This window comes from Pseudomonas sp. ANT_H12B, assembly GCF_008369325.1.
Taxonomy (GTDB): Bacteria; Pseudomonadota; Gammaproteobacteria; order Pseudomonadales; family Pseudomonadaceae; genus Aquipseudomonas.
This window is the reverse complement of sequence record NZ_VOBI01000006.1, coordinates 177,004-190,449: the sequence shown is the minus strand read 5'-3', so window position 1 is coordinate 190,449 and position 13,446 is coordinate 177,004. Positions and strand designations below refer to the sequence as shown.

Annotated in this window: 13 protein-coding genes and 2 pseudogenes; 12 read left to right on the top strand and 3 right to left on the bottom strand. The window is 50.9% G+C overall.

From position 1 onward, the window contains the following. Window positions 1-11 precede the first annotated feature (11 nt). The 12 genes from ihfB (at window position 12) to FQ185_RS11930 (ending at window position 11,103) form a co-directional block, all read left to right on the top strand. Window positions 12-308 carry an integration host factor subunit beta gene (gene ihfB / locus FQ185_RS11985; RefSeq protein WP_003369729.1) on the top strand — a complete coding sequence of 99 codons (297 nt, stop codon included), beginning with the start codon at window positions 12-14 and terminating at the stop codon, window positions 306-308. Between the two features lie 27 nt (window positions 309-335). Further along, window positions 336-575, top strand: a complete 240-nt coding sequence (locus FQ185_RS11980; RefSeq protein ID WP_149417621.1) for a LapA family protein — start codon at window positions 336-338, stop codon at window positions 573-575. A gap of 230 nt (window positions 576-805) precedes the next feature. Beyond that, window positions 806-1,882, top strand: a complete 1,077-nt coding sequence (gene rfbB / locus FQ185_RS11975) for a dTDP-glucose 4,6-dehydratase (RefSeq protein ID WP_149417620.1) — start codon at window positions 806-808, stop codon at window positions 1,880-1,882. Beyond that, window positions 1,879-2,772 carry a dTDP-4-dehydrorhamnose reductase gene (rfbD, locus tag FQ185_RS11970; protein WP_149417619.1) on the top strand — a complete coding sequence of 298 codons (894 nt, stop codon included), beginning with the start codon at window positions 1,879-1,881 and terminating at the stop codon, window positions 2,770-2,772. The genes rfbB and rfbD overlap by 4 nt, the downstream gene beginning before the upstream one ends. Then, entirely contained in the window at window positions 2,769-3,647 is an 879-nt protein-coding gene (gene rfbA / locus FQ185_RS11965; protein WP_149417618.1) for a glucose-1-phosphate thymidylyltransferase RfbA, read from the top strand. Before rfbD ends, rfbA begins: the two co-directional genes overlap by 4 nt. A 68-nt stretch (window positions 3,648-3,715) precedes the next feature. Then, a complete protein-coding gene (locus FQ185_RS11960; RefSeq protein ID WP_149417617.1) occupies window positions 3,716-4,639 on the top strand; it encodes a glycosyltransferase in 924 nt (307 codons plus the stop codon). Next, complete coding sequence (locus FQ185_RS11955) at window positions 4,636-5,598, top strand: SDR family oxidoreductase (RefSeq protein ID WP_149417616.1); 963 nt, start codon at window positions 4,636-4,638, stop codon at window positions 5,596-5,598. Before FQ185_RS11960 ends, FQ185_RS11955 begins: the two co-directional genes overlap by 4 nt. Beyond that, entirely contained in the window at window positions 5,595-6,620 is a 1,026-nt protein-coding gene (locus tag FQ185_RS11950; RefSeq protein ID WP_149417615.1) for a glycosyltransferase family 4 protein, read from the top strand. The genes FQ185_RS11955 and FQ185_RS11950 overlap by 4 nt, the downstream gene beginning before the upstream one ends. Window positions 6,621-7,119: 499 nt before the next feature. After that, window positions 7,120-9,075: a hypothetical protein gene (locus FQ185_RS11945; RefSeq protein ID WP_149417614.1), complete on the top strand. Its 1,956-nt coding sequence runs from the start codon at window positions 7,120-7,122 to the stop codon at window positions 9,073-9,075. Beyond that, window positions 9,059-10,060 carry a glycosyltransferase family 2 protein gene (locus tag FQ185_RS11940; protein ID WP_149417613.1) on the top strand — a complete coding sequence of 334 codons (1,002 nt, stop codon included), beginning with the start codon at window positions 9,059-9,061 and terminating at the stop codon, window positions 10,058-10,060. Before FQ185_RS11945 ends, FQ185_RS11940 begins: the two co-directional genes overlap by 17 nt. After that, window positions 10,050-10,763 (top strand): class I SAM-dependent methyltransferase, encoded by a 714-nt coding sequence (locus tag FQ185_RS11935; RefSeq protein WP_149417612.1) that lies wholly within the window; start codon window positions 10,050-10,052, stop codon window positions 10,761-10,763. The genes FQ185_RS11940 and FQ185_RS11935 overlap by 11 nt, the downstream gene beginning before the upstream one ends. Before the next feature lies 1 nt (window position 10,764). Continuing rightward, complete coding sequence (locus FQ185_RS11930) at window positions 10,765-11,103, top strand: EamA family transporter (RefSeq protein WP_149417611.1); 339 nt, start codon at window positions 10,765-10,767, stop codon at window positions 11,101-11,103. A gap of 56 nt (window positions 11,104-11,159) precedes the next feature. Here the strand turns inward: FQ185_RS11930 and FQ185_RS11925 are convergent. From FQ185_RS11925 to tnpB, 3 genes and pseudogenes are all read right to left on the bottom strand, one after another. Then, window positions 11,160-11,309, bottom strand: a pseudogene (locus tag FQ185_RS11925) (transposase domain-containing protein); the annotation flags it as partial. A gap of 697 nt (window positions 11,310-12,006) precedes the next feature. Beyond that, window positions 12,007-12,603 (bottom strand): annotated as a pseudogene (locus FQ185_RS11915) (IS66 family transposase); the annotation flags it as partial. Beyond that, a complete protein-coding gene (gene tnpB, locus FQ185_RS30550) occupies window positions 12,489-12,728 on the bottom strand; it encodes an IS66 family insertion sequence element accessory protein TnpB (RefSeq protein ID WP_256730403.1) in 240 nt (79 codons plus the stop codon). The pseudogene FQ185_RS11915 and the gene tnpB, both read right to left, overlap by 115 nt. Window positions 12,729-13,446 lie beyond the last annotated feature (718 nt).

The window sequence follows — 13,446 nt, the reverse complement described above, 5'->3', positions numbered from 1 at the left end:
AAGGGAAAAATATGACGAAGTCGGAGTTGATCGAACGAATTGTCACCCATCAAGGGCTGCTCTCATCCAAGGATGTGGAGCTGGCCATCAAGACCATGCTCGAACAAATGTCCCAATGCCTGGCCACCGGTGATCGCATCGAGATCCGTGGGTTTGGCAGCTTCTCACTGCACTACCGCGCTCCACGCGTAGGTCGCAATCCCAAAACCGGTCAGTCCGTCAGCCTCGACGGCAAGTTCGTGCCGCATTTCAAGCCGGGCAAAGAACTGCGCGATCGCGTGAACGAGGATGAGGAGGAAGGGCTTTGACAGGCACCGCCATTCAAGGACTCGCTCATGCGTAATCTCAAGCGCGTAATGCTCGTCGTATTTGTCCTGCTGCTGGTTTTGGCGATCCTGGCGTTTGTCCTGGAGAATCAGCAATCGGTTTCCCTGCTGTTCCTTGGCTGGGCAGGACCGCAACTTCCGGTATCGCTGGTCATGGTTCTTGCGCTGCTCATCGGCATGATAATCGGGCCGATCCTTGGCTGGTTTCTGGGGCGTACGTCCAGAGCTTCACGCAAGCGCCTTGTCTGATTGCGACATAGATGGGAAGGCGCACTAAACTTTAGCCACAGCTTGTCTATATCCATTAGTAAAACCGTCATTAAGATGTAAAATGCTGCGCTTGTCCGATAGTGGCATATTCCCATATCGGCACAGACTGACTCTGTCAGAAGCCTCAGCGAACGTGATGGCTTTTGCATTCATGGTTTAGACAGTGTTCGGTTGGCGGCCCTGTCAGTAACTCAAGGGTATGGTTTCGCGTGAAAATTCTAGTAACCGGCGGCGCCGGGTTTATCGGCTCGGCGGTCATCCGTCATATCATCTCCAACACTACCGACGCTGTCGTTAACGTGGATAAGCTTACTTACGCCGGTAACCTTGAGTCATTGGCCGAAGTTAGTCAGAACTCGCGTTATGTGTTCGAACGCGTTGATATCTGCGACCGTGATCAGATCGACCGCGTCCTGCGTGAACACCAACCGGATGCCATCATGCACCTGGCCGCAGAGTCCCACGTTGATCGCTCGATCTCGGGTCCATCTGAATTCATCCAGACCAATATCATCGGCACATACACCCTGCTGGAAGCTGCACGCCACTATTGGGCGGCGCTGGATGATGCGCGAAAAGCCAACTTCCGCTTCCACCATATTTCGACTGACGAAGTTTACGGAGACCTCGAAGGTCCGGAAGACCTCTTCACCGAAACCACGCCGTATCAGCCAAGCTCGCCGTACTCCGCCAGCAAGGCCAGCTCCGATCACCTGGTTCGCGCCTGGGCCCGTACTTACGGTTTGCCGACTCTGGTCACCAACTGCTCGAACAACTATGGCCCATGCCACTTCCCTGAGAAGTTGATCCCGCTCATCATTCTCAATGCACTGGAAGGCAAGCCGCTACCGGTCTACGGCAAAGGCAATCAGGTCCGCGACTGGCTCTACGTCGAAGACCACGCCCGCGCACTGTACAAAGTGGTAACCGAAGGTGTGATCGGCGAGACGTACAACATTGGCGGCCATAACGAGAAGCAAAACATTGAAGTGGTGCATACCCTGTGCGCACTGCTCGACGAACTGCGTCCGGACTCCGCTCATCGTCCACACGCCAGCCTGATTACCTACGTTCAGGATCGCCCAGGTCACGACCAGCGCTACGCGATTGATGCCAGCAAAATCCAGCGCGAACTGGGTTGGACGCCGGAAGAAACTTTTGAGACCGGCATCCGCAAAACGGTCGAGTGGTACCTCAACAACACTGAATGGGTTGCTCACGTAAAGAGCGGTAGCTATCAGCAGTGGATCGATCAGAACTACGCAGACCGTTCGAACAAAGCATGAAAATACTCCTACTGGGAAAAAACGGCCAGGTGGGCTGGGAGCTGCAACGCTCCCTCGCGCCGCTTGGCGAACTGATCGCGCTGGATCGTCATGTTGTCGATGGTTTGTGCGGGGATCTGTCCGACCTCGACGCCTTGCGCGCAACAATCCGCCAGGTCAAACCCGACGTCATCGTCAATGCGGCGGCCTACACCGCTGTCGATAAAGCCGAGTCCGAAACCGAGCTGGCCTACCGTGTGAACGGTCAGGCAAGCCAAGTTATCGCCGAAGAGGCCAAGACCTTGGGTGCCTGGCTGATTCACTACTCGACTGACTACGTCTTCAGCGGCCTGGGTTCAATGCCGTGGCAAGAGTCAGATGCAGTGGCCCCGGTGAATCACTACGGCGCCAGCAAACTGGCCGGTGAACAGGCGATTACCGCGTCGGGCTGCAAACACCTGATCTTCCGCACAAGCTGGGTCTATGGCGCTCGTGGTGACAACTTCGCCAAGACCATGCTGCGTCTGGCCAAGGATCGCGAAACCTTGAGCGTCATCGCCGATCAGATCGGAGCTCCGACAGGAGCGGACCTGATTGCCGACGTGACCGCGTTGGCCATTCAGCAGGTCCTGCAACGTCCCGAGCTGGCGGGCTTGTATCACTTGGCCTCAAGCGGCGAAGTGTCCTGGCATGGTTATGCCAGCCATGTGATCGAATTTGCCCAAGCCAACGGCGAGCAGCTCGCTGTAACGGCGGTTAATCCCATCGAAACGACTGCTTATCCAACACCTGCGCGCCGCCCTCTGAATTCGCGATTGAATACTCAGAAGCTGCGTGACAATTTTTTTCTACACTTGCCGGATTGGCAAAGTGGCGTAACCCGAATGCTTAGGGAAGTTCTGAACAAATGAACACGAAAAATCGTAAAGGCATCATCCTCGCCGGCGGCTCGGGCACGCGTCTGCACCCGTTGACCCTCGGTGTATCCAAGCAGATGCTGCCGATATACGACAAGCCGATGATCTTTTACCCTCTGTCGGTACTGATGCTCGCGGGAATGCGCGAAATCCTGATCATCTCCACACCGGAAGACCTGCCGTGCTTCCGCAAGTTGCTGGGTGATGGCAGTCTGTACGGCATCAAGCTGACTTATGCCGAGCAGCCAAGCCCAGACGGTCTTGCACAGGCCTTCATCATCGGCGAAGAGTTCATCGGCGAAGATACTTGCTGCCTGATCCTGGGTGACAACATCTTCTACGGTCAGCACTTCTCGGACAACCTGCGTTCTGCCAACAATCAAGAGCACGGTGCGACCGTATTCGGCTACCACGTCTCCGATCCGGAACGCTTCGGTGTTGTTGAGTTCGACACAGCCGGTCGTGCACTGAGCATTGAAGAGAAACCGCTGAAGCCAAAATCCAACTACGTGGTGACGGGCCTTTACTTTTACGATAACAAGGTCGTTGAGATTGCCAAGAGCATCAAGCCGTCCGAACGCGGCGAGCTGGAAATTACCGACGTCAACCGCACCTATCTTGAGCAGGATGCTCTGAACGTCGAAATCCTCGGTCGCGGTTTCGCCTGGCTCGACACCGGTACTCATGAATCTTTACTTGAAGCCAGTCACTTCGTGCGCACTATCGAACAACGTCAGGGACTGAAAGTGGCTTGTTTGGAAGAGATCGCTTACAACAATGGCTGGATCACCCCAGAGCAATTGGGTGCTCAAGCAGAGCGTCTCAAGAAGACTGGCTATGGTCAGTACATGCAGAGGTTGCTGGGCTAGTGTTTCCACTGGTCTGTGAGCGTCCTTTATTCGATTTGAAGTGTTAAACCAATGCAAGCAGGATTGGCATGCCAGTAAAATATCCTCAGGTAGCAGTTTTGCTGGCTGCGTACAACGGAATGCGGTGGATTGAAGAGCAGATTGCCTCGATCCTAAGTCAGTCAGCGGTAGATGTTACCGTCTATATAAGTGTTGATCCTTCGACAGACGGCACCGAAGCCTGGTGCGCTAGCTTCTTCGCTGAACGCCGCGATGTCGTGTTGCTACCGGCTGCCGGCAATTTCGGTGGCGCAGCACGCAATTTCTTCCGTCTCATCCGTGATGTCGATTTCGAGGGTTATGACTTCATCGCGTTCTCTGATCAGGATGACATTTGGCACTCAGACAAACTCGAGAGGGCCACTCAGACTTTGCTGACACGTGAATTTGATGCGTATTCCAGTAATGTAACGGCTTTCTGGCCGGACGGTAAAACACATTTGTTGGATAAGGCGCAACCGCAAGTGACCTGGGATTTTTTGTTTGAGGCTGCTGGGCCGGGTTGTACTTACGTGTTTAGCAATAGATTAGCGAACCCGTTGAAGGACTCCATGCTTGCCAATTGGCAGCAACTACAGGAAGTAAGTTTGCATGACTGGTACTGCTATGCCTTCGCCCGCAGTCACCAATACAAATGGTTCATCGATCCGGTTCCATCGATGCTGTATCGCCAGCATGATAGTAATCAAGTAGGGGCTAATACTGGATTGACTCCTTTGATTGCCCGATATAAAACGATTCATGACGGTTGGTGGTTTACTCAGGTGCAATTGATTGCTTCATTGGTGGGCCAGAGCGGAGAACCTTTTGTTGAAACTTGGCTGGAATTAGGACGCAGGCAGTTATTGAAGCTTTCCTTTAACTCCTGGATATGCCGGCGACGGTTCCGCGATAAAGTGTTCTTCTTTTTTATCTGTTGTACCACTGCAGTGATAGGAAAGAGGACTAAATGAAAGGCCCACAAATTTTGGTGACGGGGGCGAGCGGGTTCGTTGGTGAGGCTTTGGTCTTCAGACTTTTACTTGATAAAAAATTTACCCCAGTTGCCGCAGTGCGAAGTGTTACACGATTGCTTGGTTTGTGCCGGGTAGTCTCATTCGATCTTACTGACACAGTTACATTGCCAGCCCTGATTGACGTTCAGGTAGTGATCCATGCCGCAGCTCGAGTGCATGTGATGAACGAAACCTCAACGGGCTCTCTTTCGGAATTTCGTAAAATCAATGTGGACGGAACCGTTAGGCTCGCCCAGAAAGCTGCCGAGTCGGGAGTGAAACGATTCATTTTTATCAGCTCAATCAAGGTTAATGGCGAAAGCACCGCAGCACGGAAATCTTTTAAGGCTGACGATCCTCCAGCACCTGTAGATCCGTATGGAGTCTCGAAACAAGAAGCTGAAGATGCATTGAAGCAGATTGGCCTGAACACAGGAATGGAAGTTGTTATCATCAGACCGCCACTCGTGTATGGTCCTGGGGTGAAAGCCAATTTTTTATGCATGATGAGTTGGTTGCACAGAAACATACCTTTGCCATTGGGCGCCATTAATAATCAACGCAGTCTGGTGGCGCTTGAGAACCTTGTGGATCTCATCGTGACCTGTATCGATCATCCTGCGGCGGCGAATAATATCTTTCTGGTTAGTGATGGTGAGGACCTATCTACAACTTTGTTGCTTCGGCGCATGGCTCTCGCCTTAGGCACGAAAGCACGGTTGCTCCCGATACCAGGTTTTGTATTGAGTTTAAGTGCTTCACTCCTAGGTAAAAAAGCAGTTGTTCAGCGTTTGTGTAGCTCGTTGCAGGTTGATATTAGCAAGACATGTGATGTTTTGAATTGGCGTCCCTCGGTAAGTGTGGATAAAGCTTTACGCAAAACTGCCGACCATTATCTGGATAAGTTAACGAAATGATTTTTTGGTTGTTGCTATCTGCTGTGTTCGCAAGTTCCTGGTTGCTGACCTATGTCTTGCGTCGTTATGCCTTGGCCAAGAGTTTAATGGACATACCAAATGAGCGCAGTTCCCATACTGTACCTACGCCTCGCGGCGGCGGGCTGGCTATTGTGGTGGCGTTTGCAGGGGCGCTGCCGATGTTGGCTGCTCTGGGTCTGCTTGGTATGCCTTTGCTTGCAGGGTTACTAGGGGCGGGGATTTTGGTCTCGCTTATTGGCTTCGCCGATGATCATGGTCATATTGCCGCTAGATGGCGACTCTTGGGGCATTTCATTGCAGCTGGCTGGGCGCTGTACTGGTTTAATGGCCTCGCATCCATTTCATTTTTTGGTACGGCGATTGACTTGGGCTGGTTTGGCAATGTTCTCGCGCTGATTTACCTTGTCTGGATGCTTAACCTCTACAATTTTATGGACGGGATTGATGGCTTGGCCAGCGCTGAGGCTATATGTGTATGTCTGGGGGCATGTGCGTTGTATTGGCTTGGTGGTTACGCCAACCTGATGTGGGTTCCGTTCGTTTTGGGTGGTGCGGTGGCCGGGTTTCTATGCTGGAATTTTCCTCCCGCGCGTATCTTTATGGGAGATGCGGGTAGTGGATTTCTAGGCTTCATTCTCGGTGGTTTAGCGCTCCATGCGGCTTGGACAGCACCGGAGTTGCTTTGGAGTTGGTTGATTCTGCTCGGAGTTTTCATTGTTGATGCTACCTTGACGTTGCTGCGACGTTTGATGCGTGGAGACAAAGTTTCTCAGGCGCATCGCAGCCACGCTTATCAGTATGCATCCCGTCGTTTCAAGAGCCATCGAGTCGTAACGCTTGGGGTTGTCGTCATTAATCTTGTTTGGTTGGTGCCAATTTCGATTTTTGTTGGGCTGGGATTGCTGAATGAAATACTCGGAATGTTACTTGCGTACACTCCGCTCGTCTTTATAGCCTGTTTATTTGATGCGGGAGCATTGGAGGAAAAGGCTGATTCTTGAGCAGTAGTAAGGCTCCCCATGTGCCGCACCACTCAACCACCTGGTCCAGTGCGTGCACCAAATTCTCGACCGGTTACGGCAGATCAATCTTCTCGGTTGCTCGAGGGGCGGCAATGATTTATCTATCCAATAAACGTGATGTCTTCACACAAGATTCCCTTGAGCCGAACAGGAGAAAATTCTACTTCTGACGAGTGCTTTTACAGGGAGGGATTACCGTTAGGCCGCAGGACAGGCGTAATGCAATGACCTCCCCGTTTTTGAGGATGGCGTCATCGTTTTCGATTCTTCCAGCAGCCCTGTTTTGACAGCATCAATCCGTCCTGATAGCTTCTTTGCTTTCTGCTGCCTATCTCACTCTTTATCGGAAATTCGTACGCTTTGACATATCAAACCGGTTGGTCAGGTAGCCGCGAGGAAGGCATCGCGGTGTCCGCACAAAGAATAAGAGCTCTGAAAGCTGATTTTATTGGTCTGACTCAATGAGCCCACAAAAGGAATGAACAAATTGTTCGTGTTGTCTGCAGTAAAAACTGGAATTATGTCAGCACTTTTTTCGCTTCTTTTCGTCATTATGTTACCAATCTCTTTTTTTGAAGAGGAGGCGGCAACGGATCTGACGATCGTGGCCACTGGTGAGCACAATCCGGACGCAAAGTCGGCAGAGGTGTGGATACGCGCGACTGACTCTGAAAGACTAGAGGCAGAGATTGTTCGTAAGGATCCCAGTTGGGAGACTAAGTACAATTCGTTGGTTTCGTTTCGAAATCAACCCGCTGTCATACAATCAGCATTAACGCTTAAGTCGGGTAAACTACTGAGATTTGCAACGAGTGAGTACTCTGGAATAGTCGAAGTCAAGTATGGACAGGAAGGGCATCGCATTGATCTGTATTCCCCAACTCAAGGCGTGATCGAGGTCGATCTCAGCAAAATCGCTCCAATGCAGTTAAATCTGTGCGCAAACGCTATTTCTGCCGCCAAGCAGTTTGGGATTGCATTCGTCGCATTTTTCATACTCCTGCTAGTTCTCGGGCGTCGAGCAGTATCACATACCAGTAGCGCTTCATCGGGCAGTGCCTGGATGCATGCGTGGATTGTATTATCCAGCCTGACCGTATATGGCTTGGTTTTAGCTGCATATTGGCCAGGCCAAATGTCGCCGGACTCGATAAGTCAGTGGGGGCAGATTGTTTCGGGTCAGTACAACGATTCACATCCCATTCTTTCAACTCAACTGTATAAGTTGGCATTCTATGTTTATCCGCACCCGCAATCCGCGGTTATACTGCAAATATTGATATTTACCAGTGCTACATGGTTATTCTTGAAAGAGTGCTTGGCATGGGGTGCTTCTCCACGAATCATTGCTCTCGCTGCGTTGCTATTTCCTCTTTTTCCGGCAACCTTTCTTATTGTGACAACCTTATGGAAAGATGTTCCGTTTACCGCAGGTGTGATCCTTCTTAGCGCCTTGGCGGCGCGTGAAGTACGTCGTGGGCTGACGCTGAGGCTTGACTCTCTATTTCTGATGAGCATGGCGGGTGTGCTTGTTATTGCCATGCGCCATAACGGCATATTAATAAGTATTATATTTTTTGCAGCTTTGTTTTTTTTCGCGAAGACAGGTCAGGCGCGCTTCCGGGTAGGTGTTGTGTTGATTTCGCAAATCGCGATTTTTTTGATGATGAAGACCCTACTACTGACAGTTTTAAATGTATCGCCTATTTCACCACAATATCGCGCCATCGTTGCGATGCATATATTGGGTTCAATGGAAACTGCAGGGGTGGAGTGGGACTTAGGCGACAGGCAACTTCTCGAGAAACTGCTTCCAGCGCAAGAGTGGCGTGAGAATTATAAATGCGAGTCGGTTGTGCCTCTATTCTGGCACCCACAGCTTCGCAATGAATGGGATTTCTTAGGTGAGCACACTTCCGAGCTGAATTCGCTAGCTTTAAAAGCAATATGGGATTATCCGTTGGTCTTTTTAAAGCATCAGACTTGCGTCACAGGGCTAATCTGGCGAATTGGTGGGCGAGACGACGAATGGCTCAGCGTTTCGCCGGCTGAGATAACCAGCATGCCGGAGCAACGGGAGCTTGGGTTGCAATCGCATTCGCTTCTGCCTTCCTTGAAAGACCGGATAGATGAGTTAAATCAGAATTTTGTTCAACGAAGTACAGTGTATACCCGGCCTGCTTTGTACATGCTTATCGGTTTGATTTCGATGTGTATCATTGCCATTAGATCGCAACCTGCGGTGTGGTTACTGTTTGCTCCTTTATTATGTAATGTGATGAGTCTGACTCTATTAATAGGAGCGCAGGACTATCGATATCTTTGGCCTTCGGTGGTGATGTCGCTTCTCGTATTTTTTATGGCCTTGGGGCTTTCCTTCGGTCGAAACGGTACTGCAGAAAAGAATGAGTTATTAAATGCACATGTATCATAAAATTGCAGTCGTTATTCCAAGCTATAAGGTGCGGGGGCACGTGCTTGATGTGATCGGCGGTATTGGCGATGAGGTGTGCCGTATATATGTTGTTGATGACTGCTGTCCTGAACAAACCGGCTCTTTTGTTGAAAAGTTTTGCTCCGACTCTCGTGTTAGCGTTTTGCGGCATAAGACCAATCAAGGTGTAGGCGGTGCTGTCATGACCGGCTATGAGGCTGCAGTCGCCGATGGGATGGACATCATTGTCAAACTCGATGGTGATGGGCAAATGGACCCCAGCTTGATCTCCGATTTTGTCGAGCCTATATTAAATGGCGAGGCTGACTACACTAAAGGGAACCGTTTTTTTGATCTAGAGAAAGTTCAGGCGATGCCCAAAATGCGGTTATTCGGGAATGCCGTATTGTCGTTCATGGCAAAGTTATCGTCTGGATATTGGAATCTCTTTGATCCGACGAATGGCTATACCGCTATCCATCGCGATGTAGTCCGCTACCTTCCAATGAAAAAAATCAGTCGAAGGTACTTCTTCGAGACGGACATGTTGTTCAGGTTAAACACCCTGCGTGCAGTGGTTGTCGATGTGCCGATGGAAGCAAAATATGGTGATGAGGTCAGTAATTTAAAAATTTCTGCCGTTGTAGGGGAGTTTCTGATCAAACATGTTAGAAACTTCCTCAAGCGGATTTTTTATAATTACTACCTAAGGGACATGTCCTTGGCATCTATAGAACTGCCTGTTGGCTGCTCGATGCTGCTATTTGGGATTGTATTCGGAACTCATAGTTGGGTCCGGTCCGTCGATACCGGTTTGCAGTCTTCGCCTGGAACTGTAATGTTGTCCGCATTACCGTTTATTGTGGGTTTGCAATTGGTTCTTGCATTTCTAGGGCAGGATATCCGATCGGTTCCAGATAGGCCATTTCATCGTAACAAGAAGGTTACGGTGACTAAAAGTTTGGAGAAAAAAAATGCAGAATGAAGATAAAGAATGGCTCGATTACCGAGCACGGTTTGCTGATGTCTACGACGACAGTAATTATGGCAGTCCATTGCAGTCATTTGTAATGCGAGCTAGTCATAGGTTGACTGAAAGTCCATTTGGCGAGAGCGTGAAATTCAATCGGGTATTGGAAATTGGTGCGGGGACGGGAGAGCATCTTGCTTTCGTGCAGCATGATTTCGATGAGTATGTACTAACGGATATGGACGCCAAAACTCTGGAGGTCGCGTTTGGAAAGACCTCGGTCCGTCATAAGGGACGTCTGACTTTCTCTATTCAGCACGGAAGTAGAATAGATGCTGAAGATAATAGCTACGACCGGCTTATTGCGACCCACGTTCTCGAGCATATCTATTATCCTCATCTTGCACTCAAGGAATGGCGTAGAGTCTTGAAGCCGGGTGGTACGTTGTCGATATTGATTCCGACAGATCCGGGCATAGCATGGCGACTTGGCAGGACACTGGGTCCGCGCAAGAGTGCGATTGCACAGAATATTGCCTACGATTATGTGATGGCTAGAGAGCACGTCAATCCGTGCAATAACTTGGTTGCGCTAATGCGGCACTATTTCCCCAACGCACGCGAGTCATGGTGGCCGTGCAAATTGGCCTCAATGGATTTGAATCTTTTCGTCGCGTTTCATGCCATTGTTGAGAAATCGGAAGTGCCACAGGGCTGACATGCTATATATTTGGGCGGTACTTTGCGTTGTGGGCCTGGCGATTGGCCAGATTCTTTTTAAAGTCAGTGCAGCTGCGTTGGCGGCTAGCGGAACGTTGTTCACATTTCGTTCGTTAGCGGCGTTGTTCAGCGCAATGTTGCTTTATGCGATCACATCCGTAGCGTGGGTCTGGATCTTACAAAAGATTGAATTAGGCCGTGTGTATCCAGTGATGGCGCTGGCATTTGTTTTGGTGCCTATTGGCAGTCATATTGTGTTCGACGAGCGATTTAGTACCCAGTATTTTGTTGGCATTTCTCTAATCATGTTGGGAATTGCCGTCGCGAGTCGTTCGTAGGTAAGTGCTCCGGAAGTGCTCCATGAACCCCATATTTTAAAGGTGGGGATCTATGGCTATCGTGGAATTTGCGGCATGCAGTGCCACGGCAGCAAGGCCTCGAGGTCTTCTACGCTCGAGGCTTGCGGTAGGCGCTTAAGTGTGTGGCTCAGCCACGCATCGGGCTCTTGGCCGTTGGCTTTAGCCGTCTCGACCAAACTGTAAAGTATCCGCTCCATGAACCCCACATTCCAAGCGGATAGCTGACGGCTGATGCTGTGCTCCCGATTTCCATCAGGAGCCCATCACCATGATGCGTCCCAATGCCAGCGTTGAAAAAGTGTACCTCTACCCAAAGCCGGTAGATTTTCGAAAGTCCATTGATGGTAACCGCTCCATTAACCCCACATCCAACGCCGACAGCTTAGGCTGGAGCGAGAACTGTGTTCTAGCTCATCAGCCGAGCCATCCACCGTACCGAGATTTTCTACTCATGACTTAGCTAGTAGCCAGTGGACTGCCAGGCACATGTGGCACATAAATAGTCCACTTCCTATTTAGCTGGCACAAGAATGCCAAGACCAGCTATTTCAGTGGCACAAGAATGCCAACCCCGGCCATTCAGTGGCACAAGAATGCCAAACCCGGCTATTTCAGTGGCACAAGAATAGAAAATCGACCCATTTCTATGCCACATAAATACAGAATTGCGCCCTATCTCTGCCTATGGGAGCCACTTCAGATCTGTACCTGCGGTAGGACGTTTCTTGTACCGGGGGTGGGACGCTCAGTTTTACCGGGGTTTGGAAGCTCTAAAAGTGTCCGCAGTCTATTACGTGTTGGTGGATTTGGCGGTACACCAAAGGATGTCGAGGCTTGCCTAGCGTACGATTCGATCCACTCACCCCACGTTAGGGTTCAGGTTTAACGTGATATCTCTGGCGAGCAGTTCCAAGGCAACAGTGCTTCATAGTCCGCCACCGACTTCGCAAGTGGCACATGCTCCAGTACGTGGCGTAGCCACGTATAAGGCTCTCGGCCGTTGACCTTGGCGGTCTCGACCAAGCTGTAGATCTGGGCACTGGCGGTAGCGCCTTTGGGTGTATCGCTGAACAGCCATGCCTTACGTCCGATCACAAACGGCTTTATCGCACGCTCCGCCGCGTTGTTGTCGATCGGTAAAAAACCGGCCTCCACGTAACGCTCCAGCCGGCTCCAGTTGTTGGCAAGATAGTTAACCGCCTTGCCCAGCACACTTTGCGGCGTCACTTGGGACTGCGTTTTATCCAGCCAGCTTTTCAACTGCGCCAAGATCGGCAGGCTCTTTTCCTGTCTGCCGATAAATCGTTGCTCGTCACTGACGTCCTTCAGTTCACGCTCGATGCCGTACAGCTTGTTGATCATCGTCAGGGCGATATCGGCACGTCCCGCCTTGCCCTTGGGCTGTACCTTTTGAGCATCGACAAACTTGCGCCGCACATGGGCCATGCACGCCAGACGTTCCACTCCGGGCTGTAATGCACGGGGTCAAACACCGCGACCTTGATATCCAGTTCGACCAGCGCAGCTAGGCCATCAATGGACTTTCGAAAATCTACCGGCTTTGGGTAGAGGTACACTTTTTCAACGCTGGCATTGGGACGCATCATGGTGATGGGCTCCTGATGGAAATCGGGAGCACAGCATCAGCCGTCAGCTATCCGCTTGGAATGTGGGGTTCATGGAGCGGATACAGAGATAGGGCGCAATTCTGTATTTATGTGGCATAGAAATGGGTCGATTTTCTATTCTTGTGCCACTGAAATAGCCGGGTTTGGCATTCTTGTGCCACTGAATGGCCGGGGTTGGCATTCTTGTGCCACTGAAATAGCTGGTCTTGGCATTCTTGTGCCAGCCAAATAGGAAGTGGACTATTTATGTGCGACATGTGCCTGGCAGTCCACTGGCTACTAGCTAAGTCATGAGTAGAAAATCTCGGTACGGTGGATGGCTCGGCTGATGAGCTAGAACACAGTTCTCGCTCCAGCCTAAGCTGTCGGCGTTGGATGTGGGGTTAATGGAGCGGTTACGCCAGGCCGTCGATGGATTTTCGGAAGTCGACGGGCTTGGGATAGAGGTACACTTTTTCAACTTTGGCATCGGGACGCATCATGGCCGCTGGCTTCTGAAAGAGATCGAGAGCACAGCATCAGCCATCAAACCGCGGCTTTGAATGTGGGGTTCGTGGAGCGGTTACTCCTGACGGCCAGTAAAGTGCCGCTCTTCAAGGCATCGAAGTTTTCAGCGACGCCGGTAGCGGCAAGCGTTCCAGTACGTGGCACAGTGCCTTGTTGGACGCAACCTAACAATCTCGTCCTTAGGGGC

What these genes read in the sequence shown, in the direction of transcription:
- ihfB (WP_003369729.1), top strand. Translation starts at nt 12, where the DNA reads ATGACGAAGTCGGAGTTGATCGAACGAATTGTCACCCATCAAGGGCTG.
- FQ185_RS11980 (WP_149417621.1), top strand. Translation starts at nt 336, where the DNA reads ATGCGTAATCTCAAGCGCGTAATGCTCGTCGTATTTGTCCTGCTGCTG.
- rfbD (WP_149417619.1), top strand. Translation starts at nt 1,879, where the DNA reads ATGAAAATACTCCTACTGGGAAAAAACGGCCAGGTGGGCTGGGAGCTG.
- rfbA (WP_149417618.1), top strand. Translation starts at nt 2,769, where the DNA reads ATGAACACGAAAAATCGTAAAGGCATCATCCTCGCCGGCGGCTCGGGC.
- FQ185_RS11960 (WP_149417617.1), top strand. Translation starts at nt 3,716, where the DNA reads ATGCCAGTAAAATATCCTCAGGTAGCAGTTTTGCTGGCTGCGTACAAC.
- FQ185_RS11955 (WP_149417616.1), top strand. Translation starts at nt 4,636, where the DNA reads ATGAAAGGCCCACAAATTTTGGTGACGGGGGCGAGCGGGTTCGTTGGT.
- FQ185_RS11950 (WP_149417615.1), top strand. Translation starts at nt 5,595, where the DNA reads ATGATTTTTTGGTTGTTGCTATCTGCTGTGTTCGCAAGTTCCTGGTTG.
- FQ185_RS11945 (WP_149417614.1), top strand. Translation starts at nt 7,120, where the DNA reads ATGAACAAATTGTTCGTGTTGTCTGCAGTAAAAACTGGAATTATGTCA.
- FQ185_RS11940 (WP_149417613.1), top strand. Translation starts at nt 9,059, where the DNA reads ATGCACATGTATCATAAAATTGCAGTCGTTATTCCAAGCTATAAGGTG.
- FQ185_RS11935 (WP_149417612.1), top strand. Translation starts at nt 10,050, where the DNA reads ATGCAGAATGAAGATAAAGAATGGCTCGATTACCGAGCACGGTTTGCT.
- FQ185_RS11930 (WP_149417611.1), top strand. Translation starts at nt 10,765, where the DNA reads ATGCTATATATTTGGGCGGTACTTTGCGTTGTGGGCCTGGCGATTGGC.
- tnpB (WP_256730403.1), bottom strand. Translation starts at nt 12,728, where the DNA reads ATGCGTCCCAATGCCAGCGTTGAAAAAGTGTACCTCTACCCAAAGCCG.